The organism is Paenibacillus senegalimassiliensis (assembly GCF_001486585.1).
Lineage (GTDB): Bacteria > Bacillota > Bacilli > Paenibacillales > Paenibacillaceae > Fontibacillus > Fontibacillus senegalimassiliensis.
Genome location: NZ_LN909037.1, coordinates 1 through 25,796, shown reverse-complemented (window position 1 = coordinate 25,796; position 25,796 = coordinate 1). Strand labels below are relative to the sequence as shown.

At 50.0% G+C, this 25,796-nt stretch carries 28 protein-coding genes and 1 rRNA gene; 2 read left to right on the top strand and 27 right to left on the bottom strand.

Annotation, left to right across the window (positions count from 1 at the left end):
* Positions 1-2 precede the first annotated feature (2 nt).
* The 11 genes from rplK to cysE all read right to left on the bottom strand — a co-directional run bounded on the left by rplK (position 3) and on the right by cysE (position 6,845).
* Positions 3-428 carry a 50S ribosomal protein L11 gene (gene rplK / locus BN3279_RS01255; RefSeq protein WP_026263624.1) on the bottom strand — a complete coding sequence of 142 codons (426 nt, stop codon included), beginning with the start codon at positions 426-428 and terminating at the stop codon, positions 3-5.
* A 113-nt stretch (positions 429-541) separates the two neighbouring features.
* A complete protein-coding gene (gene nusG, locus BN3279_RS01250; RefSeq protein ID WP_059048868.1) occupies positions 542-1,075 on the bottom strand; it encodes a transcription termination/antitermination protein NusG in 534 nt (177 codons plus the stop codon).
* A 23-nt stretch (positions 1,076-1,098) separates the two neighbouring features.
* The gene (gene secE / locus BN3279_RS01245) at positions 1,099-1,290 is read right to left on the bottom strand and encodes a preprotein translocase subunit SecE (RefSeq protein ID WP_009226623.1); all 192 of its coding nucleotides are present in this window, start codon (positions 1,288-1,290) and stop codon (positions 1,099-1,101) included.
* 21 nt (positions 1,291-1,311) lie between these two features.
* Positions 1,312-1,461, bottom strand: a complete 150-nt coding sequence (gene rpmG, locus BN3279_RS23275; RefSeq protein ID WP_071784256.1) for a 50S ribosomal protein L33 — start codon at positions 1,459-1,461, stop codon at positions 1,312-1,314.
* A 558-nt stretch (positions 1,462-2,019) separates the two neighbouring features.
* Positions 2,020-2,679: an RNA polymerase sporulation sigma factor SigH gene (gene sigH / locus BN3279_RS01240; protein WP_018754010.1), complete on the bottom strand. Its 660-nt coding sequence runs from the start codon at positions 2,677-2,679 to the stop codon at positions 2,020-2,022.
* A 205-nt stretch (positions 2,680-2,884) separates the two neighbouring features.
* Complete coding sequence (locus tag BN3279_RS01235; RefSeq protein ID WP_059048867.1) at positions 2,885-3,406, bottom strand: NYN domain-containing protein; 522 nt, start codon at positions 3,404-3,406, stop codon at positions 2,885-2,887.
* Positions 3,407-3,411: 5 nt separating this feature from the next.
* A complete protein-coding gene (gene rlmB / locus BN3279_RS01230) occupies positions 3,412-4,164 on the bottom strand; it encodes a 23S rRNA (guanosine(2251)-2'-O)-methyltransferase RlmB (RefSeq protein ID WP_059048866.1) in 753 nt (250 codons plus the stop codon).
* A gap of 52 nt (positions 4,165-4,216) precedes the next feature.
* Positions 4,217-4,591: a Mini-ribonuclease 3 gene (locus tag BN3279_RS01225; RefSeq protein ID WP_059048865.1), complete on the bottom strand. Its 375-nt coding sequence runs from the start codon at positions 4,589-4,591 to the stop codon at positions 4,217-4,219.
* Positions 4,525-4,728 carry a hypothetical protein gene (locus tag BN3279_RS23645; protein WP_148466789.1) on the bottom strand — a complete coding sequence of 68 codons (204 nt, stop codon included), beginning with the start codon at positions 4,726-4,728 and terminating at the stop codon, positions 4,525-4,527. The genes BN3279_RS01225 and BN3279_RS23645 overlap by 67 nt, the downstream gene beginning before the upstream one ends.
* Positions 4,725-6,131, bottom strand: coding sequence for a cysteine--tRNA ligase (gene cysS, locus BN3279_RS01220; protein WP_059048864.1), 1,407 nt, complete (start codon positions 6,129-6,131; stop codon positions 4,725-4,727). The genes BN3279_RS23645 and cysS overlap by 4 nt, the downstream gene beginning before the upstream one ends.
* Before the next feature lie 54 nt (positions 6,132-6,185).
* Positions 6,186-6,845 (bottom strand): serine O-acetyltransferase, encoded by a 660-nt coding sequence (gene cysE, locus BN3279_RS01215; RefSeq protein ID WP_059048916.1) that lies wholly within the window; start codon positions 6,843-6,845, stop codon positions 6,186-6,188.
* Positions 6,846-6,941: 96 nt separating this feature from the next.
* Here cysE and BN3279_RS23640 point away from each other — a divergent pair, with 96 nt between their 5' ends.
* On the top strand, positions 6,942-7,226 hold the full coding sequence (locus BN3279_RS23640; protein ID WP_148466788.1) for a hypothetical protein: 285 nt from the start codon (positions 6,942-6,944) through the stop codon (positions 7,224-7,226).
* 76 nt (positions 7,227-7,302) lie between these two features.
* Here BN3279_RS23640 and gltX read toward each other — a convergent pair whose 3' ends face one another.
* The 4 genes from gltX to BN3279_RS01190 all read right to left on the bottom strand — a co-directional run bounded on the left by gltX (position 7,303) and on the right by BN3279_RS01190 (position 11,417).
* The gene (gene gltX, locus BN3279_RS01205; protein WP_059048862.1) at positions 7,303-8,763 is read right to left on the bottom strand and encodes a glutamate--tRNA ligase; all 1,461 of its coding nucleotides are present in this window, start codon (positions 8,761-8,763) and stop codon (positions 7,303-7,305) included.
* A gap of 228 nt (positions 8,764-8,991) precedes the next feature.
* A complete protein-coding gene (gene ispF, locus BN3279_RS01200) occupies positions 8,992-9,480 on the bottom strand; it encodes a 2-C-methyl-D-erythritol 2,4-cyclodiphosphate synthase (protein WP_059048861.1) in 489 nt (162 codons plus the stop codon).
* A gap of 83 nt (positions 9,481-9,563) precedes the next feature.
* Positions 9,564-10,265: a 2-C-methyl-D-erythritol 4-phosphate cytidylyltransferase gene (gene ispD, locus BN3279_RS01195; protein WP_082672875.1), complete on the bottom strand. Its 702-nt coding sequence runs from the start codon at positions 10,263-10,265 to the stop codon at positions 9,564-9,566.
* A gap of 63 nt (positions 10,266-10,328) precedes the next feature.
* Entirely contained in the window at positions 10,329-11,417 is a 1,089-nt protein-coding gene (locus tag BN3279_RS01190) for a PIN/TRAM domain-containing protein (RefSeq protein ID WP_059048860.1), read from the bottom strand.
* Positions 11,418-11,620: 203 nt separating this feature from the next.
* Between BN3279_RS01190 and BN3279_RS01185 the strand changes: the two genes are divergently transcribed.
* Complete coding sequence (locus tag BN3279_RS01185; RefSeq protein ID WP_059048859.1) at positions 11,621-12,016, top strand: nucleoside triphosphate pyrophosphohydrolase family protein; 396 nt, start codon at positions 11,621-11,623, stop codon at positions 12,014-12,016.
* 184 nt (positions 12,017-12,200) lie between these two features.
* Here BN3279_RS01185 and pssA read toward each other — a convergent pair whose 3' ends face one another.
* The 12 genes from pssA to rrf all read right to left on the bottom strand — a co-directional run bounded on the left by pssA (position 12,201) and on the right by rrf (position 25,665).
* Complete coding sequence (gene pssA, locus BN3279_RS01180) at positions 12,201-12,935, bottom strand: CDP-diacylglycerol--serine O-phosphatidyltransferase (protein WP_059048858.1); 735 nt, start codon at positions 12,933-12,935, stop codon at positions 12,201-12,203.
* A 50-nt stretch (positions 12,936-12,985) separates the two neighbouring features.
* Positions 12,986-14,062, bottom strand: a complete 1,077-nt coding sequence (gene disA / locus BN3279_RS01175; RefSeq protein ID WP_059048857.1) for a DNA integrity scanning diadenylate cyclase DisA — start codon at positions 14,060-14,062, stop codon at positions 12,986-12,988.
* Positions 14,063-14,075: 13 nt separating this feature from the next.
* Positions 14,076-15,443, bottom strand: coding sequence for a DNA repair protein RadA (gene radA, locus BN3279_RS01170; RefSeq protein WP_059048856.1), 1,368 nt, complete (start codon positions 15,441-15,443; stop codon positions 14,076-14,078).
* 233 nt (positions 15,444-15,676) lie between these two features.
* Complete coding sequence (locus tag BN3279_RS01165; protein ID WP_059048855.1) at positions 15,677-16,927, bottom strand: DHHW family protein; 1,251 nt, start codon at positions 16,925-16,927, stop codon at positions 15,677-15,679.
* A gap of 30 nt (positions 16,928-16,957) precedes the next feature.
* Complete coding sequence (locus BN3279_RS01160) at positions 16,958-18,232, bottom strand: MBOAT family O-acyltransferase (protein WP_232436725.1); 1,275 nt, start codon at positions 18,230-18,232, stop codon at positions 16,958-16,960.
* 350 nt (positions 18,233-18,582) lie between these two features.
* Positions 18,583-19,830, bottom strand: a complete 1,248-nt coding sequence (locus BN3279_RS01155) for a sensor histidine kinase (protein WP_059048853.1) — start codon at positions 19,828-19,830, stop codon at positions 18,583-18,585.
* Between the two features lie 17 nt (positions 19,831-19,847).
* The gene (locus tag BN3279_RS01150) at positions 19,848-20,543 is read right to left on the bottom strand and encodes a response regulator transcription factor (RefSeq protein WP_059048852.1); all 696 of its coding nucleotides are present in this window, start codon (positions 20,541-20,543) and stop codon (positions 19,848-19,850) included.
* A gap of 99 nt (positions 20,544-20,642) precedes the next feature.
* On the bottom strand, positions 20,643-23,087 hold the full coding sequence (gene clpC / locus BN3279_RS01145) for an ATP-dependent protease ATP-binding subunit ClpC (RefSeq protein ID WP_059048851.1): 2,445 nt from the start codon (positions 23,085-23,087) through the stop codon (positions 20,643-20,645).
* 31 nt (positions 23,088-23,118) lie between these two features.
* Positions 23,119-24,177 (bottom strand): protein-arginine kinase McsB, encoded by a 1,059-nt coding sequence (locus BN3279_RS01140; RefSeq protein ID WP_059048850.1) that lies wholly within the window; start codon positions 24,175-24,177, stop codon positions 23,119-23,121.
* A 12-nt stretch (positions 24,178-24,189) separates the two neighbouring features.
* Positions 24,190-24,714, bottom strand: a complete 525-nt coding sequence (locus tag BN3279_RS01135) for a protein-arginine kinase activator protein McsA (protein WP_059048849.1) — start codon at positions 24,712-24,714, stop codon at positions 24,190-24,192.
* Between the two features lie 99 nt (positions 24,715-24,813).
* Entirely contained in the window at positions 24,814-25,272 is a 459-nt protein-coding gene (locus tag BN3279_RS01130) for a CtsR family transcriptional regulator (protein ID WP_059048848.1), read from the bottom strand.
* A gap of 276 nt (positions 25,273-25,548) precedes the next feature.
* Positions 25,549-25,665 (bottom strand): 5S ribosomal RNA (rrf, locus tag BN3279_RS01125).
* Positions 25,666-25,796 lie beyond the last annotated feature (131 nt).

The following is a 25,796-nucleotide window of genomic DNA, read 5'->3' as shown; positions in this document are numbered from 1 at the left end:
GATTAGTCTTGGATCGTGATGCCCATACTGCGAGCAGTACCTTCAACCATACGCATAGCTGCTTCAACGGAAGCTGCGTTAAGGTCAGGCATTTTTTGCTCCGCGATTTGACGAACAGTGTCGCGATTCACGGTAGCTACTTTCTTCTTGTTCGGTTCGCCGGAACCTTTCTCGATCTTCGCTGCTACGCGAAGCAGAACGGCTGCCGGTGGAGTTTTGGTGATGAACGTAAAGGAACGATCTTCAAACACCGAAATTTCAACCGGGATGATCAAGCCTGCTTGATCGGCAGTACGTGCGTTGAATTCCTTACAGAATGCCATGATGTTGACACCCGCTTGACCCAGCGCCGGACCTACCGGAGGTGCAGGGTTCGCTTTACCCGCAGGAATTTGCAGTTTTACCACTTTGATAACTTTTTTCGCCATGTAAAACACCTCCTTGCCAAATTGTGGTAGACGGAACCGAGACGGCCCCTCCCACTTAAAACCCTAAGAAACCTTACAGAGATAACTCAAAAAACAATTCTTTGAGCAATTTCTTATATTTTCTCCACTTGAGTATAATCCAGTTCAAGCGGGGTTTCTCGTCCAAACATGTTGACGTGAACCTTGACCTTGCTCTTGTCTGTCAAAATTTCCTCGATCGAGCCGACGAAATTGGCAAACGGACCAACCTTGATGCGTACAGATTCCTTGAGCTCGAATTCGATCACCGGCTTCGGCTCTTCCATACCCATATGCGCCAAAATCTGCTCCACTTCTTCAGGAAGCAAAGGCGTAGGTTTGGAACCGGAACCCGTGGAGCCAACAAACCCGGTAACCCCTGGTGTATTGCGAACAACATACCAAGAGTCGTCGGTTTGGACCATTTCCACCAAGACATAACCGGGGTAAACTTTACGCATGACGGTCTTCTTCTTACCGTCTTTGTTCACCACTTCTTCTTCCATAGGAACAAGAACGCGGAATATCTTGTCTTCCATGCCCATGGACTCGACGCGCTTCTCCAAATTGGCTTTGACTTTGTTCTCATACCCGGAATAGGTATGAACGACATACCATCTTTTTTCCATATCAAGCCACCTATGGACCCTTCTTAAATTATCGCTTCGATCACAGCAGAGATGCCAATGTCCAGAACCCAAAAATAAATCGCGACAACGGTAATTGTACCTAGCACAATCAGCGTGTAATTAGTCAGCTCTTTACGATTAGGCCAGCGAACCTTTTTAAGCTCAGCCCAGCTCTCAGAGAAAAAAGAAAACAACGACTTGAAACTACGTTTCACGCGCCATTACACCTCCAAAGACTATCTGGTTTCGCGATGAGGAACTTGCTCGTTACAAAACTTGCAAAATTTCTTCATCTCCATGCGGTCGGGGTGGTTACGCTTGTTTTTCGTTGTCGTGTAGTTTCTTTGTTTGCAGTTCGTACAAGCCAACGTAATGATTACCCGCATGATGTGCACCTCCCGAAGACATTCTAAATGAGCGTCTCTATATTGACCTAAGCCTCTATGTTCACCTAAAAAAGGGAACACAAAATTAGGCCTACCTAAAACACTTTATCATATGGGGTCAACCATGTCAACGAGACATCATATCTACTCTTCAATTAATGATAGAGGTTGTTCAAAAAGTCGTCTTCCCATGACGGAGTTGTTCAAGAAGTAAATTCGGCATCGAATCTTGAATTCAGCCAGGCCTTCCGTTGCTCACGTAGATCTGTCTACGCTCCGCTACTGACGTCCCTATCTTCATCCAACCTTCTTGGTCCTGTAAACCCGACTTTTCGAACTAGCACTTTGCCTTTATAGTATAACTCACTATTTTGGAAGATAAACCCGTCAGTCTAACAATAGCTACTATTATCGCAAAGGAAGCCTTCGCGCTTCACCCCCGGCCAGCAGTTGAACCAGGGCATGACGGCTCCTCCATTCCAGCTTGATGCCACCTGTACAAAGTGGCAAAAAAAGGGCCGCCCGCTAGCAGGCCACCCGGTCATTCATTCTGAAATTTTAAATACTACTGCTGCCATCTCGTACTTCCAAGTAACGTTCCAGCTTGCGCTTCACCCGCTGCAAGGCGTTATCGATCGACTTCACGTGGCGGCTTAAATCCACCGCAATTTCCTGATAGGAACGTCCATCAAGATAAAGCATCAGGACCTTCCGCTCTAAATCGCTGAGAATTTCCGACATCTTGTCCTCAAGACCCGTAAATTCTTCCTGGTTAATGATCAATTCTTCCGGATCACTCACTTGAGTGCCACAGATGACATCAAGCAATGTCCGGTCGGAATCCTCATCGTAAATCGGCTTATCCAAAGATACATAGGAATTAAGCGGAATATGCTTCTGCCTCGTCGCCGTCTTGATCGCCGTAATGATCTGTCTGGTTATGCAGAGCTCGGCAAAGGCCTTGAAGGAAGATTGCTTGTCCCCCCGAAAGTCCCGGATCGATTTATAAAGTCCGATCATGCCCTCCTGAATAATATCCTCTCGATCCGCACCGATCAGGAAGTAGGATCTGGCTTTGGCGCGCACAAAACTGCGATATTTGTTGATCAGGTATTCCAGTGCTTCACTATCACCCTGGCGAACCGCTTCGACAATATCTTCGTCATTTTGGATCTCATAGTCAAACCTTACCCATAATTCGAGTTTGACACTCACCACAAATCCCTCCGGCTGCAACGCACCGTACTCCGTCACTCAATCAAGTAATACGAACAGTATATATGAAGCTGCATATTAGCGTCAACCGCAAAAGTACCAAAAGATGTAAAGATAAGCTTTGTCAAGGGTATTTAGGAGGAGTCTAAGAGATTAACCTATTATTGTGAGTTTCAAAATTTGTGTTCAAAAAGTTAGGTTTTCAGCGTTACTGTCTTCGCCAGCGTTCGAGGAACTGCCGCTGCTCCGGGCTCAGCTTAGAGTCCAGGGTATTGCGGCTGGAGCTCTCACTTCGCTTGGCGATTTGGGCCTGTATTTCCTTCTCGCTTTGCTCCACCTGGATTAACAATTCGCGGGCGGAAACACGCAGGGCTCCCTGACCGAAAATCACATGCTGCTCTACCATATCGCTGGTAGCAACATAAACCTGGCGTCTGCGGTGGCTAAGTTCGCCGACCAGGCGCTCAATGCACTCATCCGCCGTCTCCTTCTCTTTGGTGAAGACCATGGCTACCTTATTTTGAGAATAGGACTTGCCCAGACCTGGCACCCGGTAAGCATCAAAAACAACAATAACTTTCCTGCCAGAAAAGGCCTGGTAATCGGCCAGGCGCTCGAGCAGTCGATCCCGCGCCTCCTGCAAATCCCGCTGAGACAGCTCGAACAACTCGGGCCAACCGCCGATCATGTTATATCCATCTACCAGAAGCACATCGCGCACATCGCGCATGGCCGTTATCCTTCAGCACGGCGTCTGCGCAGTGCTTCATACATAATGACTCCTGCCGCGACCGAAGCGTTCAGAGAATTCAACTGCCCATTCATCGGTAGCTTTAACAGAAGATCGCAGGTCTCCCGTACCAAGCGCCCCATACCTTTATTCTCGTTACCAATGACGATGGCCACCGGTCCGGTCAACACATTCCCGCCTTGGTACATTTCCTCACGGGCCGCTACATCCGTACCCACAATCCATATCCCGGCTTCCTTCAAACGTTCCATCGTCTGCACCAGATTGGTTACCCGTGCCACTGGCACATACTCAACCGCCCCCGCTGAGGTCTTGGACACCGTAGCAGTAATCGCAGCAGAACGGCGCTTCGGGATAATAACACCGTGTACCCCCGTGCACTCTGCCGTACGTAATATCGAGCCGAGATTGTGCGGGTCCTCAATCTCGTCCAAAATAAGCAGAAACGGCGCTTCCTCCCGTTCCTTCGCCTTAGCCAGCAGATCATCCACCTCGACATAGGCATACGGGGCAACCTGGGCTACGACGCCTTGATGCTGCAGGCCTGGAGCCAACTGATCCAGCTTCCTTTTATCCACAAATTGCACCACAATGCCATGCTTCTTCGCTTCGGCCACAATAGGCTGAGTCAGATGCTTCTGAGCACCCTCAGCCACCCATATTTTATTGATGGTTCGTCCGGCATTCAGCGCTTCAAGCAGCGAATGCTTACCGCCAATCCATTCTTGTTCCTCCATGTAAGTCCTCCTGGGGAGCTTCCTTCTATTTCATGCTCCCAATATATTATAGCTACGATTTGCGATTATCTTCCAAATGAGCAAAGCCTTCAGCAATTAACAAGCGAAGCCTGGCATGCTCACCGGTGTAATAGAGAAAGCCGACCAGGCTTTCAAAGGCCGTCGCCTGACGGTAATCCTGCACACTGGCATTCTTGGGCACGGTACCCGACTTGGCGTTGCGCCCCTGGCGCACGACGTCCTTCTCGGCTTCCGTAAGCAGCGGCTCCACCAGCGCCAGCAACTGCGCTTGCGCCTTGGCGGAGACGTACTTCGTCGACTCGCCGTGCAGATGATGTGGCCGCAGGTTCGGGCGGGCCATCACATGCTGGCGCACGGCCACCTCATACACGGCGTCGCCGATGTAGGCAAGCGCCAGCGGGGGCAGAAGCCGTGCCGGCTTGGAGGGCGCGTCAGGGAACCAGAGCGGCGAGAGGTCGCAGCGGCTTCCAGCGCCTGTAGGCCGCCTTCTGCCTGCTGGCGGCCTACAGGCCCCCCGCTGCCCTCTCGGTTAGGCCCGCTCATTTGCGCCGCCATCTCATGCCCTGCGGCGTATCCTCAAGCACGATGCCGCGCTCATCAAGCAGATCGCGAATCTCATCGGCGCGAGCCCAGTTCTTGGTCTTACGCGCTTCGTTCCGTTCGGCAATCAGCGCTTCGATCTCTTCATTAGGCAGTTCTGTTTCCGGTGGCAAGGCAATCCGGAGCACACTGTTCATTTCTTCAAACAGCGCAAGTGCCGCTTCAAGCTCACCGCGACTAACCACTGGCTGTTGCAGCAGCGTGTTCACTTCACTCACCCACTCGAAGACCGCCGTAATCGCATCCGGTGTATTGAAGTCATCCTGCATTTTCGCATGGAACAACTCACGTACCGTCTCCATCTTGGCCTGCCACTCGGGCGACGCCTGCTCGCTGCCGCTCTGGAAGGCGGCGCCCAGGCGGTGGCGCAGATTGTTCACCGCATTGCTAATCCGCTCCACGCTCCGTTCAGCCTGCTGCATGATTTCCTCGGTGAAGTTCAGCGGATTGCGATAGTGGGTCGATAACATGAAGTAACGGATAGCCTCTAGCTTATACTGGGTACGCAAATCCTTGACCAGAATACCGTTGCCCAGAGACTTGGACATCTTCTCCCCGCCAATATTAATATACCCGTTGTGCATCCAATAATTGGCGAGCGGCTTGCCAGTAACCGCTTCGGATTGAGCCACCTCGCACTCATGGTGCGGGAACTGCAAATCCTGGCCCCCGCCGTGGATATCCAGCGTGTCACCCAGCAATTGCCGGGACATGGCCGAGCATTCGATATGCCAGCCTGGTCGGCCTTCACCCCAAGGGCTGCTCCAGTGAATTTCTCCGGGTTTGGCCGCTTTCCAGAGCACAAAATCTTCCGGATGTTCCTTACGATCATCAACATCAATTCGGATACCAAATTGCAATTCTCCAATATTTTGACCGGATAGCTTGCCGTAGTCGGAGAATTTGTTCGTCCGGTAAAATACATCTCCCCCGTTCTCGTAAGCATAGCCCTTCTGCTCCAGATCGCGGATAAAATCGATAATCACGTTCATGTTGTCAGTAACCCGCGGATTAGCAGTCGCCCGGGGAATCCCCAGCCCATCCAAATCCTCATAGTAGGCCTGAATGAACTTCTCGGCCACCTCGGGCACCGTTGTATTCATTTCTTCTGCTTTGCGGATCAATTTATCATCGACATCCGTAAAGTTAACGACGTAATTTACTTTGTATTGTTGGTTCTCCAAATAGCTGCGGACCACATCAAAGAAGATCATGGGTCTTGCATTCCCTATATGGATATACCCGTACACCGTCGGCCCGCAGACGTAAATATTCACTTCTCCCGGGTTCAAGCTGACAAACTCTTCCTTCTTGCGGGTAAGGGTGTTATAGATCTGTAATGCCATAAAGTAATGTTCCTTTCAGTGTAAATTTCAGGAGTCTTCGCCAGCTAGACCCCGTTATTGCTCGCTGGGAGCTTCCTTACGAAGCTGCTGGCTCAATTCCAGGATTTCGTTACGCAATTGCTCAATTTCACGATGCATGTCGCGCATCGTATCGACCACGGGATCGGGCAGTTGATGATCAAGGCGGTCCAGACGCTTGCCACCTTGGCGCACGACTCTACCCGGAATGCCGACCACGGTACTCCCCGCCGGCACCTCCTTCAGTACAACTGAATTAGCCCCGATATTGGCCTGATCGCCAATTTTGAATGAACCAAGCACCTTGGCCCCGGAACCAATAACTACATTATCGCCGACGGTCGGGTGACGTTTCCCTTTCTCTTTCCCGCTACCGCCAAGCGTGACTCCCTGATAGATAACCACATCATCGCCTATTTCGCAAGTTTCTCCAATCACGACCCCCATGCCGTGGTCTATGAACAAGCGATTTCCAATTTGAGCCCCCGGATGGATCTCAATACCAGTGATAAAACGGCTGGCTTGCGAGATGATGCGCGCAATCGTGAACCAGCGCCGACGATAGAAGAAATGCGCAATCCGGTGGTTCCAAATGGCATGCAGACCGGAATAGGTAAATATCACCTCAAACCAGCCTCTGGCCGCCGGGTCATTGTCAAAGACAGCCCGAATATCCGATTTGATCGTTCTAAACATCGTCTCCCCCACCTTCTTGCCCGCCTTCATTCAAAAAAAGGACGCCCCTGCAGCTATCGCTGCAAAGGCATCCTGATGACGCGGTTCCACTTTGCTTTGGATGAAACTAAGGCCTACGGCCAAGTTCCTCTCTCTAACGTCCTTAACGCGGACGACACGTCGGATACTACCTCGCTCTTCAAGCAGCGTGCTCGCATCCGCGGCTCCCGGGTGCATTTCCCCCAGCTCCGTATCCGGATAACTCTCAGCCTGGATGTCCTTGTGGCGGTCCGCACCGAAGGGTCCCGGTTATCCTCTCTGGTTGATACGGTTAAACTGACGTACTCTCCCGATCTTTGCCTATGGGAAGGTAGCTACAAGGCCACCTCTAAATATCAGTAATGAATGTACTGCCTTTATATTACCTAAAGGCCATGCAACTGACAAGCTTGATTTACCAAAGACGTCCAGCCTTTGCTTATAATGCAGCAATACGAGCCTGGAGCCGGGCAATGACTTTATCACGGCCCAATAAATGAAGGGTCTTGTTCAAATCGCGCCCATGCATTTGTCCTGTCAGTGCAACGCGAATCGGCATGAACAGTCCTTTGCCCTTCACGCCAGTCTCCTTCTGCACCTCTTTGATTGCTGCGGCGATGTGCTCTGCACTGAAGTCAGCCAGCGCTTCTGCTTTGGCCAGAAAGGCACTAAGCACGCCTCCAACCTGAGGTTCGTTCAGAATGGCAGTGCCTTCCGCATCAATCTCCAATTCACTACGGAAGAATAGTTCGGATAACTCTACAATATCCGCAGCGGCGGTCATTTGTTCCTGATACAAGGCAACCAGTTCCTTCGCCCAGACCGTAAGCTCCGAATTAAGTTCGGCCGGAAGACGTCCCGCCTTCTGCAGATGAGGAATCGCCAGTGCTGCAATACGTTCTGGATCCGCATTCTTGATGTAATGGTTATTCAAGTGAGCCAGCTTGTTCTTATCAAATACTGCCGGACTGCGGGACAAGCGGTTCGCATCAAAAATGGAGATCAATTCTTCCTTGGTGAAGAACTCCTCTTCGCCTTCCGGCGACCAGCCGAGTAAAGCGATGAAATTAAACAATGCTTCAGGGAGATATCCAAGTTGATCATACTGCTCAAGGAACTGGATGACGGATTCGTCGCGTTTGCTTAGCTTCTTGTGATTATCTCCCACGATCAGCGTCATATGTCCAAATACCGGCGGTTCCCAGCCGAAGGCATCGTAAATCATAAGCTGCCGCGGCGTGTTGGAGACATGGTCTTCCCCACGCAGAACGTGGGTGATATTCATCAGATGATCATCAAGCACTACCGCAAAGTTATAGGTAGGGATGCCATCCTTTTTAACGATAACAAAATCACCGCTAACCTCGGACTCGAAGGAGATCGGTCCTTTGACCAGATCATCAAACGTAAATGTCCGACCTTCCGGTACGCGGAAGCGAATGCTATACGGGCGACCTTCTGCTTCAAAGGCAGCAATTTGCTCGGAAGTCAGGTTCCGGTGTTTGCCAGAATAGCGCGGAGTTTCCCCACGAGCCGATTGCTCCTCGCGCTCCTTCTCCAGTTCTTCTTCGGTGCAATAACAGCGGTAAGCCAGCCCACGGTCCAGCAAATCCTGAACCAACGGGCGGTATAATTCCAGACGCTCCGTTTGGCGATATGGACCATAGTCTCCGCCTACGTCCACACTTTCATCCCAATCGATTCCAAGCCATTTCAGGTAAGTAAGCTGGTTCTCTTCCCCACCAGCTACGTTACGCTTCATGTCCGTATCCTCAATGCGAATCACAAATTTCCCGCCATGATGTCTGGCAAACAAATAATTAAATAACGCCGTTCTGGCATTTCCGATATGTAAATGACCCGTCGGACTCGGCGCATAACGCACGCGAACTTCTGCCATGCTAATCCCTCCCGTTAATCAACCTCTTTTGAACCTCTATAAGTTTATGTTCAAAAAGTCGGGTTTTCAGGACCGAGAAGATTGGATGAAGCTAGGGACTGAGTAGCGGAGCGTACGTATTGGGTACGTGAGCAACGGAAGTCCCGGTTGAATTCAAGATTCGATGTCGAATCCACTTCTCGAACAGCTTCGTCCTGGGAAGACGACTTTTTGAACTACCTTACAAGTTTATGATGATAGCATATTTGAAACTAAACAGACAATGCACTGTGCCGCAATCCCCTCGCCGCGCCCGGTAAATCCAAGCTGCTCAGTCGTGGTCGCCTTCACATTAATTCGCTCTGCCTCGGTACCCAGGGTACGAGCAATTACCTCTACCATTTGCGGAATATAAGGCGCCATCTTGGGTTTCTGCGCGATCAGAGTTGCATCAAGATTTCCCAAGCTGTATCCCCGGTCTCCGGCCATCTCCCAGACCCGCTCCAGAAGTACAACACTGTCCGCATCCTTGAACGCAGGGTCCGTATCCGGAAAATGACGTCCGATATCTCCAAGCCCCAACGCTCCCAGAATCGCATCACTTATCGCATGGAGCAAGACATCAGCATCGGAATGGCCCAACAGCCCTTTCTCATACGGAATCTCTACGCCACCAATGATGCATGGCCTGCCCTCTACCAACTGGTGCACGTCGAAACCTTGCCCTACCTTTAACATATGATAAATCCTCTCCCTGACATATAATGGCCCTTGCTATAAAATACGGGTGAACTCATAGGTGCCTGCTGCCGATATGAGGCTTACGACCGCGCCTGCTGACGGAGAAATGCCGCATAATCCAAATCCTCAGGCGTTGTCAGCTTGATGTTGCGGTAATCCCCCTCCACCAGCTTGACCCGAATACCCAGGCGCTCCACCAGCATAGAGTCATCCGTACCTACAAAGTCCTGCGCCTCCGCCTGCTCATGAGCAGCCAGCAAATCCTTCAAGCGAAAAGCCTGCGGGGTCTGAATGGACCACAGCAAGCGACGGTCCAGGGTAGAGGCTACCCAGTCCTGTTCCTCTGCCTGCTTGATTGTATCCTTCACAGGTACGGCCAGCACGGCTGCACCGTGTGCCTTCACCGCCTCACAGCAAGCCGTAATATGCTCGGCTGCAACAAAAGGGCGGACGCCGTCATGCACCAGTACCCAGGGCGTGCTAAGCTGTAGCAATCCCTGGTATACCGAATGCTGACGCTCGGCGCCGCCCGCAATAACTTGTATGTGGCCTCGCATTCCATATTCAGCAATCCATGCCTGGCAACGGTCCACATCCTGTTCACCTGTTACCAGTACGATTTGTGAAATCAGCGGATGGCGGTCAAACGCCTCCAGCGTATGAATGATGATCGGCTTGTCCTCCAGCATAAGATACTGCTTGCTCTCCACCGTTCCCATACGCGTACCGCGGCCCGCTGCCACCACGATGACACCAATATCGCCGTTCGCTTGTAACTCCACGTTCTGCCTCACCCTTGCCCGAAAGTAAATACGACTAAACGCATTTACTCCCATCATACCGAATTACTGGGCTTTTTCCAACAGTTTTGGCTTGGCAAAAATCATTCGCCCCGCCGAGGTTTGCAATACACTGGTCACCAGTACCTCTGTAATGCTGCCAATATAGTCACGTCCGCCTTCCACAACGATCATCGTTCCATCGTCCAGATAGGCCACACCTTGCCCATGCTCCTTGCCGTCCTTGATCACCTGAACCATAATTTCCTCGCCCGGCAGTACAACCGGCTTCACGGCATTGGCCAAATCATTGATGTTCAGCACAGATACCCCCTGAAGCTCACATACCTTGTTCAGGTTGAAATCATTCGTCACGACTTTCCCCGGCAGGACCTTCGCCAACTTGACCAGCTTGCTGTCCACCTCGGAAATATCTTCGAAGTCTCCTTCATAAATCATGACCTTCACGTCCAGTTCCTTCTGAATCTTGTTCAGAATATCCAGCCCGCGGCGTCCACGATTCCGCTTCAACAAGTCTGAAGAGTCGGCAATATGCTGCAGTTCCTCAAGCACGAACTCGGGAATAACGATCGTCCCCTCAATAAAACCCGTCTTGCAAATGTCTGCAATGCGACCGTCGATAATCACGCTTGTATCCAGAATCTTATGTTCCTCAGACCAGCGCTCTTCATCGGCTCCCGCCCCTCCCCAAGCTCCTGACTTCCAGAGTAGAGATAATTCTTCCTTCTTCGCCAATCCAACACATAAGCCGATATAGCCCAGCAGGGCAGAACCTGCAAACCGGGCCAAACTTTCCAGATCCCCAAGCCAAGATAACAGGGGATAGACCGTTAAAGAAAGAAGAAGTCCCGCAGTCAGACCGACCGCACCGGCCGTCATCTCATTCATTGGAATTTGCGTTAAGGTCGCTACCCACGATTTTACTTTAGAAGATACGACGTCTGCAGCCAAAGAGAACAGAAACAAGAACAGGATAGCACCAGCCGCTGCCCACAATAAATTCGCCACAATAGGAGGCAGTTCACGGAACCAGCCCTGTATAGTCTCTGGCATAATCCCCATCAAGCCACCGGTCGTATAACCGAGCCATGCTCCGCACAAACCGGACAACATCAGCAAATATTTTTTCAGCACGCCTTTCTTCACCTCCTGAATAAGTATTTTCTTTAGCCAGTATGAACCAAATATTGGATACATAATCCGAGAAGGCCTAACTTTTTTGGCGAAAAAATGGCCGCAAGCCGCAGCAGCCCCTTATGGTATGGGATTTCAGGTTGATATCGGAGGAATAGGTGGAATATAATGAATTCAATTCATAATATTGAGGTGGATGGAAAATGAGCGCACCAAGCCTTCAATCTTTTCAAGAACAAGTGTCTGAATTGTTGCTCCGTCACCGCAGTCTGCTAGATGTCCTGTCCAAAATGGGACAAACCAACGCTGCCGCCGTTCGTTCAGTAACCAAATCCGTGACAGAATGCGGATGCATTGAACTGCACGCAACCAGGCAGGATTTCGAGCCTGGCTTGGATTTGCAGCAAGCTAAGGAGACCATCGCCAAGCATGTGCAAGGCGAACTTTGTGAGAATTGCCGGGATGCTATTGCGGGTGAGCTTGGACGCAACCTTTTCTATATGTCTGCCCTTTGCAATCTCCTGGATATTGATATGCAAGAAATTATGGAGCAGGAGTCACAGAAATGCGCCACGCTGGGTCTGTTTAACTTGTCGTAAGCACAACCTCCCGCCCATCAAAGAACATACCAAAAAGGCATGGATCTGTTTCCCCGTGGGAAGATCCATGCCTTTTTTAGGTTTACTATATGAGCTTATGAACTCAAATTTAAAAGCCACCCCGCACAGGATGGCCCTTGAGCTTCACGTATGTTAACTTTCACCCTAATATCCACAAAACCCGTCAGCGCTTGGAGCGATAACCTTCTTCTCCATCTGCTTTGTCGTCTTGCCGTCGTCTGCGGCGAACCAGGCGTTTGATATTCTGGTTAAACCCATACAACGCATAGACCACTAACGGGATAAAAATGAGTTTGGCCATCTGGTCAGGGAAAATAACCGCAATAACTACGGCAAAAATGACCACCAGCGGGGTATAGGCCACCGCCTTCTTAGGTAATCCTACCTTCTTGAAGTTAGGATATTTAACAGTGCTAATCATCAGATAAGAGAGCAATAACATCGATACCACAAAATACGGAGCCGTAAATTCCCGGTAAAACAGCGATAAGGTGGCAAGCACACCACCGGCTGCCGGAATCGGCAAGCCGATAAAATATCCGGGGATTCCCTTCTGGACGTTGAAGCGAGCCAATCTCAGCGCTCCGCAAAGGGGGAAAATCGCCGTGACGGCCCAAGCCATGCCCGTGGGAATGCTATGAAAGGAGATCAGATACATAATCAATGCTGGTGCAATCCCAAACGAAATGATGTCCGACAAGGAGTCCAGTTCTTTCCCAAATTCGCTTTGAGCATTCAGCGCCCTAGCCACCCGTCCGTCCAAACCATCAAGCAGCATGGCAACAATCACCATAATGGCGGCCAAGCTAAAGCGTTCTTCCGTCGCCAGAATGATAGCCAGCATGCCGAGAACCATGTTTCCTAACGTGAACAGACTTGGAATTGATTTCGTAATCATCTCTTCACCTCGAATAGATATTCCTTAACCATCCATTGATGATAGGTGATTTAAATTTGTCTGTCAATGAACACTTGCTCTTGAAGACGCTTGAGTCCTTCCTTGATCGCGCGAGCGCGAACCTCTCCAATTCCGTCTACTTCGTCCAATTCCTCAATGCTGGCCATCATTACATGAGGTAATTCCTCGAACCGTTCCACCAGATTATGGATGATGACATTCGGGAGCCGTGGTATCTTGTTCAGCACCCGGTAGCCACGTGGTGAGATCAATTCCTCCGAGGTCGCAGCCGAGGATGGATAACCAAGCAGCTTCGTGATATGAACGTCGTCCAGCAATTCATCATCGGTAGAGCGCTTGAGTCCGAGAATAATTTCCCGAATGGCTTCATCGTGGCCTTCCTTGGCATAATCCTTGTACAGCAGCCAAGCTTCCTCTTCCATATTGCTGACCAGTTCCTCCATTTGCATGCTGATCAGTCGGCCTTCTGTACCCAATTCATTGATAAACCGCTTAATCTCCATTTTGATACGAATAACCATCTCTACCCGCTGAATGACATTGATGACCTCGGGCAAGGAGACCAATTCCTCAAATTCGGAAGCCGTCAGATTGGTAAGGGCCTGATTCAACACGGAGCGATACTTCTCCAAGGTCTGAATGGCCTGGTTAGCCTTCGTCAGGATAACACCGATTTCCTTCAGGGCGTAACGTAATCCCCCTTGGTACAAGGTAATGATATTCCGCCGCTGGGAGATAGAGACCACCAGCTTCCCAGTCTGCTTGGCGACCCGTTCCGCTGTGCGGTGCCGAATCCCGGTCTCCGCAGAAGCAATGGAGGAATCGGGAATCAGTTGGGTGTTAGCATATAAAATTCGCTTTAAATCTTCGCTGAGAATGATGGCTCCATCCATCTTCGCCAATTCGTAAAGATAGTTAGGCGAGAAATCACAGTTAATGGAGAAGCCTCCTTCAACCACCTCCATCACCTCCGGGCTGTAGCCAACAACGATCAGTCCGCCGGTCTTCGCGCGCAGAACGTTCTCAAGCCCGTCACGAAAGTGCGTTCCCGGGGCCACAAGCCTCAGCAAGTCGTTCATTTTCTCTGCATGAGTAGTTTCTTTCATCAATTAATGCCCCCTAATCTAACGCGACAGCTAGCGCATCTGCAACGGTATTTACTCCTACTAATTTAATCCCTTGTGGTGCCTTCCACCCCTTCATGCTCTTCTCCGGCAGGATGATCCGTTTGAAGCCAAGCTTGGCTGCTTCCTTCACCCGTTGTTCCGCTCGGGAGACCCCTCTCACCTCACCGGTCAAGCCTACCTCGCCGAAGATGACGTCGTGGGGCTTAGTCGGGATATCACGGAAGCTGGATGCTACACTGACCGCAATAGCCAGATCGACAGCCGGTTCATCCAGCTTGACCCCGCCGGCCAGATTGACATAGGCGTCCTGATTTTGCAGGAACATGCCCATGCGCTTCTCCAGAACAGCGATGATCAGATTCATCCGCTGGTGATCGACCCCTGTCGCCATTCTGCGCGGAGAAGGAAAGTGCGTGGCCGCAATCAAGGCCTGCAGTTCCACCAGAATCGGTCTGGTGCCTTCCATGCTGGCGACTACAGTAGAGCCAGCCACGCCCAGCGGACGTTCCGACAGGAACAATTCCGAAGGATTGGCCACCTCCGTCAGGCCAGCCTCGTTCATTTCAAAGATGCCGATCTCATTGGTCGAGCCAAAGCGGTTCTTGACGGCCCGCAATAGCCGGTAGGAATGATGACGTTCTCCCTCGAAGTAAAGCACACAATCCACCATATGCTCCAGGAGCCTTGGACCGGCAATAGCTCCTTCCTTGGTAACATGGCCTACAAGCACGGTCGCAATTCCTTGCCCCTTGGCAATTCGCATAAATCGGGCTGTACATTCGCGAACCTGGGATACACTGCCGGGTGCGCTAGTAACTTCCGGCAAATAGACGGTTTGAATCGAGTCAATGACCAGGAAGTCCGGTTTCACCATCTCAATCGCCGCTTCAATCGCATCCATGCTGCTCTCACACAACACGAATAGTTCCGCAGACAAAGCTCCTAGCCGCTCCGCTCGCAGCTTGGTTTGACGAACCGATTCTTCCCCCGATATATATAGCACTTTAAGACCGGTGCGGGCCATTTCGTGGGAGGTTTGCAGCAGCAAAGTTGACTTACCAATACCCGGATCGCCACCAACAAGCACTAACGATCCAGGAACCACGCCACCCCCAAGCACCCGGTTTAATTCGCCGATGCCCGTTTGAATACGCGGCTCTTTGCCGCTTTCTATATTTATGATTGATTGCGGTGTTTCTTTCGCATGAAATATTCCAGAATTCATCCCTTGTGTCTTGACGGTCTTTTCAATTTCTTCCGTCATGGAATTCCACGCTCCGCAGCCCGGACACTTGCCGTACCATTTCGGCGACTCATAGCCGCATTCATTACAGAGAAACTTTGTTTTTACTTTAACCATTTCCCGCTCCTTCTCACGTATGCAAAATTTTCCGGGCTGTGGATTTCAATCTGACTCCATGACTCAAATTTTACCACCCTTTCGGCTTTCTCGAAAGTCATTCAGCAAGTCTTTGGCCCAGAGCCGGGTATTTAGGAGCAGGTTATAAAAAAGCAGCCCCAAAGCATCGCTTTGCAAGCTGCCTTTTATCTATTTCATCGGTTAAAAGGTTACTTTATTGTAGTTCTTTTAGCTTATTTGTTTCCATTTTCTGTACCAATTGCAATTTGATTGATAAGTTGTGCCATTCCTGTTGTTCGCGTGGCTGTGGCACTGCTCAGGAACAGGACATCTGTTGCCCCGTGCTCCTCCACAAATTCGGTGAGACTACCCGTAAAGTAACGGGGGTCTACATAATACACCGTCTCAAAATGCGGGAGCAGAAAAGGAATCAACGCATTTCCATAAGAATCCTTGACGACGACGATTTTTTTGCCATTTGTATGACCTGTATTAATTTCACCCCACGGGAAATCTCCCCCTAGAAACACGGCATACAAGCCATTAGCAGGTGTGGCATACGCGGGATCTACCAGTTGTCCGGTTACCGTCTTGCCCGTCGTCAAATGCCGGGTATACGTATAATCGTCTAGCGGCTCGTAGTACGTAATCGTATCGGGAGCTTTTTTGAGCTGCACATTCAACGTGGCCTTATAAGCAGACCCCAGAAAGTTAGTCATTTCCCCCGCCGTATAACTGGTTAATGGAATCGCTTCTTCTCCCATTGATTTCATCAATTCAGTATAAGCATAGTATGCCCCCAAAGCGGTCCAATGATGGTCCGTGCGAAAATAGATATTCTCCTGAGTATGCTGCTGGAGTGCATCAATTACATCAACCCTTCCAACCTCAGAGGCTAGTTGTTCATTAACATGATTAAATGCCGCAGCCTGCGAATCCGTTAGCTCTTGATACTCCTCAGATTCAATGAACTCAGCCGAGGTTGGAGCAAGCAGCGAATAAACACGCAATTCCGGGTCGGCCGATTGTTGAAAGTTATTTATAGCTTCCGCATAGGCTTCGGCAGCGGCAGGGGAATATTGATACAAGGTATAGGCCCGGTCCTTATATATAAGGTACTGGGTGTTATTTTGATTGGAGACACTCGCCTCCCCCACCTTCTGCACCGTGTTATCACTCCCCTGCTGAAGTAGAACCGCTTGCTCGCTGCCAGGTATCCCCTTCCACTCCTTTAAATAAGCTCCCGCCTGCACCAGCAGACTTCTAAAGGCAAAGTGGTCCGCAAAGTAATCCTCCAGTTCCAGCATGAACTGCCCGGATAGAACACTGGGTACGGTAAGTTCTGGCTTCTGCGTAAGCTGCCGTTGCTCTAGAGAAGAGGATGCCTGGGATGAATAGCTGAACAGGTTCACCAAGGTAAAACCAAAGATTAAAACCAGTAAGGATATCACTATGAGCTTATGCTGCCATTTCTTCAATTGCATTGATTTTAAACCTCCTTATAATAACCCCTCTTAAAAACGGTAATATAGAAACGGATTATACGAGCTCCCCACCAGCAATATGGTTGAAAGAGCAAGCAGAAGACCATTTGTAAGCTGGGCCCCCAGCATCACAAGGGCGCTTTTCCCAGCATCGGACAGCCTGCGGACCACATACTGAACCAGATATTTCAGCAATGGGGTCGACAGAATGATTGCGGAGACATACAGCAGCAGATGATCCTGCAAGATTAAAATGAATTCGGGGTTAACCCAAGTCTGATGCCGTATTCCAACCAAAATGGATAGTGCTCTCAGAGCCTGAGACAAATCAGTAAAGTAAAACCAATTCCAGCCCAGCAAAATAACGATCAGCGCATACACGTGCTGTAAAGCCGCAGGAAGCCGGGTCAACCATCTTCCAATAGGGGTTCGTTCCACATAGATCAGAGCCCCACAATACAGTCCCCAGATCACGAAGTTCCAGCTTGCTCCATGCCAAATTCCCGTTAAGAACCACACGACCAGTAAATTGCGAACATAATAACGACGACTGCCTCCCAGCGGAATATATACGTAGTCCCGGAAGAAACCGCCCAGTGACATATTCCAGCGCCGCCAGAACTCCCCCATGGTCTTGGACAAGTAGGGATAATCAAAATTCTCCCTTAACTTGAAGCCAAGCATTTTTCCAAGTCCAATAGCCATATCCGAATATCCGGAAAAATCAAAATAAATTTGCAGGGCAAACAGACTGAGTCCTAGCCACATACCAAGCACCGAGGCAGATTCCAGGTCGGGATTCAGCAGTTGCGTGACCGCTTCCCCCAGCAAGTTGGCCAAGACTACCTTCTTTGCCAGTCCCACCATAAAGCGAGTCAGCCCTTCACTGAAGCCAGACCATGTCACATGAGGACGATCAATTTGCTGCTCGATATCCGAATAGCGTATGATAGGACCTGCTACTAAATGCGGGAAAAACGATACGTAAAACAATACCTTCTTCGGCGACTTAGGGGCAGATATTTTCCCCCGGTAAACGTCGGTCAAATAACAAATCAACTCAAAGGTGAAGAAAGAAATACCTATGGGAAGGTCGATATCCGGCACCGGAATAGAAAAGGACAGCACTCTATTCATGTTCTCCACCAGAAACCCTGCGTATTTAAAGAACCCCAGCAGACCTAAATTGATAACGATAGCCAGCGTGTATAGGAGCTTCGCCGTTGTTCTTCCCTTATACCGATCGATAGCGAGTGCAAATACATACCCTAACAAGGAAGCAAGCAGCAGCAGAACTACCCACACCGGCTCCCCCCAGGCATAAAATATATAAGAGAAGACAATCAATATCCAAATTCGATAGCTAGCATTGGAAAATGTGAAATAAGCGAGCAATAAAGCAGGCAAAAACAAGTATAAGAAAATCAGGCTTGAGAAAACCAACGTTTTAACTCCTCTCTGTCATCAGGACTTGAAGAGAAGTATAGAGGACAAAAATAACGATTTGCTGCCGCAAATCTTAACAAGTTCTTAGCATTTACTTATCGTTTTCAAACGATCGAAATCGCCATGAGTGAAATAAAAACAGGACCCTTCGATTCCATTCCGAAAGGTCCTGTTCCTCACGCTCTGCTATTGTCTGTTACTTGTTCTTACTAGCTGGAAGTCCCTAGCTTGAAGCAGGTTTCAAATACCGTGCGCTGACGAGTGCTACTGACCGTGATATGCCCGCCATGCGCCTCGATGATGCTTTTGGCAATAGCGAGCCCAAGCCCGGTTCCTCCCGTTTGTTTGGAGCGAGAAGCATCAACCCGGTAGAAACGCTCGAACAAATGAGGCAGGCTACCTGGCGGAATTTCTTCACCATAGTTGATGAATTGAACAACAGCTATGTCTCCTTTCTGCCCTACGGATATATCTATCCTTTTGCCCGAGGCTCCGTATTGTATGGCATTCACCAGCAAATTTTCAAAGGCACGAGCCAGTAAATCCCCATCCGCTTCAATAAGCACCGGAGGTTCAGCAGCCGTAACCTGACATTGCAGTCCCCGCTGTTGCAATTGCGGCACGAATTCCTCTACCAGTTGATGCAGGAAGGCGTTCAAATCCAGGTTGGATGCGTGAAGCGGAAGCCCGTGATTAACCCGTGTGTATTCGAACAGATCGTCGATCATTTTCTGTAAATCCCTGGCCTTCTCATAGGCGATGTTGACATAATATCGTAGTTCCACTTCGTCCTTATATTGATCCTCTTCAATAGCTTTGAGAAACCCCAGTATAGAGGTTAATGGTGTTCTTAAATCGTGAGATACCCCGGTAATCAGATCGTTCTTTGATCTCTCCGCCAGTCTCTCTTCTTCAATCGATTGCTTCAGCCGGAGCGACATTTGGTTTATACTCTCCGCCACTTTGGCCAACTCACCATTCTGCGCTACGATTTGGCTATCTAGCCTACCTTCAGCAATTCCCTCAAGCCAGGAGTTGATCTGTCCCATTGACGTATTTAGCTCTGCTGTCATCTTATTGAGTTGTTCAGCCATGCCTGCCAGCTCCCCCCTGCCACGAACAGGAAGGGCAACATCAAGTTCTCCAGAGCCCACGGCCGTAACGGCTGTTCTGATCTGTTCCCAATAGCGCTGCGTCCCCTGCGTCAACCACAGGTAAATGCCCGTATATAACAAAACTCCGACGAGCAGTTGGATGGGGACCGAACCGATCTGGTTCACCATCCATTCCACGATTGCGCGGAAGGGAAGCGTTATGACCGACGAGCTTGGCTTCAGTAAAAACTGGGCTATTTTCCGGCATACATACAAGATGGTCACGGTAGACAGCAAGCTTCCAACAGCAAAAAGCAAGAACGTCAGCCGAAGTGATAACCTGCGTTTAATTTCCAATTGCATCACGACCTCTATCCATCTTAATTGGCCTCCAGCTTGTAGCCGATTCCCCAGACCGTCTTGATATAACGGGGATGCTGCGGATCTTGTTCAAGCTTCTCCCGAAGCCTGCGAATATGTACCATGACTGTATTTTTCGATTGCATGTAAGGCTCTTTCCACACTTCCTCATAGATCGTCTCCATCCCTAACACAACTCCCCGGTGTAACGCCAGTAACTTGAGTAATTCAAATTCGCGAGGAGTCAGCTTCACTTCCCGGTCATTCATCGTCACCCGATGCTTCGCCGTGTTAATCGTGAGTCCATCAATGGTGATCTCATCCTGGTTAGCCGGTATGTATTTGCCAAAGCGCTGGTATCGCCGCAGTTGTGACTTAGCCCGAGCGACGAGTTCCAAGGGATTAAAGGGCTTGGCGACATAATCGTCAGCGCCGATACTCAGTCCTTCAATCTTATCCATATCCTCACTCTTGGCGGATAGCATAATGATGGGGATATCCCGCGTCTCTCGGATACGCATGCAGGCCTCGATTCCGTTCAATCGGGGCATCATAATATCCAGAATAATCAGATCAATTTGGTGTGCTTCCAAAATACTCAGTGCTTCCTCTCCATCCGAGGCAGAGAACAGCGTATACCCCTCATTTTGCAAATATATTTCGATCAGCTTCACGATTTCGCGCTCATCGTCGACAATGAGGATCGTTTCTTTCATTTGGCTTTCAACTCCCTTATGCTCTCCTCCAATTATCCCAAATTACACAAGGGACCTGCAAATATCTGCAGGTCCCTTGTAAATTATGGACATCTTAGCTTATGCGTTTTTGGAAAAAACTCCGGTGCGCTCTACAGCCAGCGTACCGTTGTCCTCATCGATCGTCAACGAGTCGCCCTTCTTCACGTTGCCGGTCAGCAGTTCTTCGGACAAGCGGTCCTCAATGTACTTCTGAATGGCCCGACGTAGTGGACGTGCACCATAAGCAGGATCAAATCCTTCTTTGGCCAGGAAAGCCTTGGCTTTGTCGGTCAATGTGAAGTCCACATCAAATTCATGCAGCCGCTTGCGCAGCTCCTCGGACATAAGCGAAACGATCTGCCCGATGTGAGATTCCTCCAGGGAATGGAACACGATGCTCTCGTCGATCCGGTTCAAGAACTCCGGACGGAAGTTCTTCTTCAGTTCTTCCATGACTTTGCCCTTCATGTTCTCGTAGTCCGCGCCAGCATCCTGCACCGCCGTGAAGCCAAGACGGGTGTTGCGCTTGATGGCTTCAGCCCCAACGTTCGAGGTCAAGATAATGAGCGTGTTGCGGAAGTCGACCACGCGGCCCTTGGAATCGGTCAGACGACCATCTTCGAGCACTTGCAACAAAATGTTGAATACTTCCGGATGTGCCTTCTCGATTTCGTCCAGCAATACAACTGAGTATGGCTTACGGCGTACCTTCTCTGTCAATTGGCCGCCTTCTTCATAACCAACATATCCCGGAGGCGCACCTACCAAACGAGCGGTGGAATGTTTCTCCATATATTCGGACATATCGATCCGAATTACGGCATTCTCATCACCGAACATCGCTTCTGCCAGTGCTCTTGCCAGTTCGGTCTTACCAACCCCGGTTGGACCAAGGAAAATGAAGGAGCCCATCGGGCGCTTCGGATCTTTAAGTCCGGCGCGAGCACGACGAATGGCCCGGCTAACCGCCTTGACGGCTTCATCTTGACCGATAACGCGCTCATGCAAAATTTGTTCCATGTTCAGCAAACGCTCGGTTTCTTCTTCCTTCAGCTTGCTGACCGGAATTCCCGTCCAGCTAGCGACCACTTGAGCGATATCCTCGGGTGTAACTTCGGAATCCGTACGACCTTGTTTTTCCTTCCACTGATTCTTGGTTACATCCAGTTCCTCCCGAATCTTCTGTTCGGTATCGCGCAGCGCTGCTGCCTTCTCGAACTCCTGGCTTTGTACCGCAGCATCCTTCTCCTTGCGAATATCCTCCAGACGACTCTCTAATTGCTTGAGGTTTGGCGGTACCGTATATGAATTCAACCTTACCTTGGAGCCCGCTTCATCGATCAGGTCAATCGCCTTATCTGGCAAGAACCGATCCGGGATGTAACGGTCTGAGAGCTTCACTGCTTGGTCAATCGCTTCATCCGTAATCTTCACCCGGTGATGCGCTTCGTAGCGGTCGCGCAGTCCGTGCAGGATTTGGATGGCTTCCTCTACGGAAGGCTGATCCACCGTAATCGGCTGGAAGCGGCGTTCCAGTGCGGCATCCTTCTCGATGTATTTGCGATATTCATCCAGCGTTGTAGCGCCGATGCATTGCAGTTCACCACGGGCCAATGCCGGCTTCAAAATATTCGAAGCGTCGATCGCACCTTCCGCTCCGCCTGCTCCAATCAAGGTATGCAATTCGTCAATAAACAGAATGATATTGCCAGCCTGACGAATTTCATCCATGATCTTCTTCAATCTATCTTCAAATTCACCACGGTACTTGGTACCAGCTACAACAGAGCCCATATCCAGGGTCATGACCCGTTTGTCGCGCAGTGTTTCCGGAATTTCATTATTAATAATCTTCTGGGCCAGGCCCTCGGCAATCGCCGTTTTACCAACACCAGGTTCACCAATCAGCACCGGATTGTTCTTCGTCCGACGGCTAAGCACTTGAATAACGCGTTCAATCTCCTTGCTGCGGCCAATGACCGGATCGAGGTTACCCTCTTTGGCAGAAGCCGTCAAATCGCGAGCCAGACTATCCAGCGTAGGCGTATTGACGTTAGCAGGTGCCCCGTGATGACTGGATACGGCTTCGCTGCTGCCCAGTAATTGCAGCACTTGCTGCCGCGCCTTGTTCAGGCTGATGCCCAAATTATTTAATACACGGGCAGCTACGCCTTCCCCTTCACGAATCAAACCGAGCAGAATGTGCTCCGTGCCGACATAAGTATGACCAAGCTTGCGTGCTTCATCCATAGACAACTCAATGACCTTCTTGGCGCGAGGTGTGTAAGCAATATTCGTTGGTTGCTCTTGACCACGACCAATCAGCGTTTCTACTTCATCTTGTATTTTCTCAAGGCCCAGACCAAGTCCAATCAGTGCCTTCGCCGCGATGCCTTCGCCCTCGCGAATCAGTCCGAGTAATACATGTTCTGTTCCGATATTGTTATGCCCCAGTCTTACCGCTTCTTCCTGGGCCAATGCCAGCACCTTCTGGGCGCGTTCCGTAAATCTTCCAAACATCATCTCTCAACACCTCCATAGTTGGTCCTAACCGTTAATTCCCCATTCTCTCCCGAATGAGCTTGGCACGGTACATGTCCCGTTCTGCCGGTGACATGCCGTTATTAAATTTCTTCTGCAGAAAACCAGGTTGCGTCAGCACATTAAGCTCATTGAGTGTTTGCGCCGATACATTGTCGATGAGACCAAGGTCCACCCCGAGGCGAACATCGGATAACCGCTGGGCCGCTTCCTTCGAATCAATGATGAAGGCATGTGACAGTGTCCCGTAAGACCGCATCACCCGGTCCAGCATTCGCGGCCGTGACTCGGTAATCAGCTTCTCTCTGGCCGTCTTCTCGTGCTGTATAATCTGCAAAACGACGCCATACAAATTCTCAATAATCTCGGCTTCGCTTTGTCCTAGTGTAATCTGATTTGAGATTTGAAACAAGTTGCCCTGTGTCTCGCTGCCCTCTCCATAGATGCCCCGCACCGTCAAGCCAACCTGGGACACCGCCGATAAAATGCGACCGATTTGCTGAGTAAGCACCAATGCGGGCAAATGCATCATAACCGAAGCACGTAGCCCCGTTCCGACATTCGTCGGACAACTGGTCAAATAACCGCGATGATCGTCGAAGGCATAATCGACATGCGCTTCGAAGATATCGTCAATTTCCGTGGCTTTCTCCCATGCTTCCTGAATTTGCAGCCCCGGGTATAAACATTGAATGCGCAGATGATCCTCTTCGTTAATCATAATACTGAGACTTTCATCTTCACTAATAAAGGCTGCGCCGTTGCGGGAATCTGTAGCCAAGTTCGGGCTGATTAAGTGCTTCTCAACCAGAACTCTCTTGTCTAATTCATCTAAGTCAGTAAGTAACAACGGATGCAAGGGGCCATAGGCCTCAAACTGTTCATCCGTCAGTGCTTGCCGCAATTGCTCCAGCACTTCCTCGGACTGCCGGTTGGTCGACAGCATGGGAAAAGGATGTTGCAGCATATTGCGGGCAATTCTCACCCGGCTGCTGATGACGATGTCGGATTCCCTGCCCTCCCGGCTCATCCATTCGCTAAGTGGCTGTTCTGTAAATCGGAGATTTGTCATCATGCATCCCTCCTACTCGGCAGACATATTTTTTTCGAGTTCGCGAATTTGGTCCCGCAACGCCGCTGCATCTTCGAACTCTTCTTGTAAAATCCGTTGCTGAAGCTCCTGACGGAGATCATCAAGCTTACGCTTGACTTGAATGTGCCCCCCTGTGCGCTTCGGAATCTTACCGACGTGAACGGTATTGCCATGCACCTTCTTGAACAACGGGTCCAATCGGTCGTTGAAATATTTATAGCATGAACTACAGCCAAAACGGCCAATCTTGCTGAATTGCGAATAGGTCATGCCACATTCTTCGCAACGCAAATGCTCAGGAGGTTTATTCCCTGAAATCTGCCCCTTATTGCCCGGACTTAAGTCAAGAAATCCGGATAACAGGTTGTGAATGGAGAAGCCACCGGACGTTCCCGGAATCAATTCTCCCTTCTCCCTGGCGCAGTTCTCGCAAATATGGAATTCTGTCTTCTCCCCATTGACGATCTTCGTGAAATGCAAGGTCGCGGGGCGTTTACCGCATTCTTGGCATTGCATGGATGACCCTCCTCTAATACTGGATAGACTAGACTGGGTAACCTTATGTGTCTGGTGAACTCTAAAGGCTTGTAGCCCTGCTCACCACACCTTCGGAACCTAGCTCAACAAAGAAATCAGCATCGCCTTCATCATCCGCGCCCGGATTTGATCGCGATACGGCAATTTGACCATTAGCACATCGCGAGAAACGACGGAACGCATCAGCGCAGCCTCTCTCCGGCTTAAGAAACGGGCTTCCTCCAACTGATAAATCAACCCTTCGGCTGCAGACTGTCCAATCTCCATCCCGATGGTCTCGTGCAAATGCGTATGCAGCGATATGGGGCCCGGCAGTTCTATCCGCCGAATACGCACATAACCACCGCCGCCGCGCTTGCTCTCAACCAGGTATCCCTTCTCTACCGTAAAGCGAGTGCTGATCACATAATTAATTTGCGATGGCACGCAGGAGAATTGGTCGGCAAGATCATTACGCTGAATTTCAATCATGCCTTCAGGACTTTCATGCAGAACACTCTTTAGATATTTTTCGATGATATCGGAGATATTACGCATCACTCATCCATCCTCCATCAATCCTAACGTGATATTCTTGTTGTGTTGACTTTGACTTTCTTTGACTTTATAAACATTATACCACAGATTGTTGATTTGCCAAGAGGGTGAAGCTCTTTCGTTAATTCAGTGTGAGCGTGCTGGGATTAAAATATTCTCCATTTAAAAAAATGATCCCCGGAGAACGAAATAACTCTCGTTCGTGGAGAATTGGCTAAGCGAATAAATACAGAAAAAAGCACTACCGACTTGTAATCGGTAGTGCTTGTTATCGTTGCTTGGCGGCGTCCTACTCTCCCAGGACCCTTCGGTCCAAGTACCATCGGCGCTGGAGGGCTTAACGGTCGTGTTCGGGATGGGTACGTGTGGAACCCCTCCGCCATCGCCACCAAACGGTTCAAGCGTTTGATCGCTTGAAAACTGGATACGAAACGAATTTGCGAATTAGTTCTCCTGAAGTGCTCTTCACGGCTTATTCAGCCTGACGCCACGCTTCGGAGTTGTTTTGGATAAGCCCTCGACCG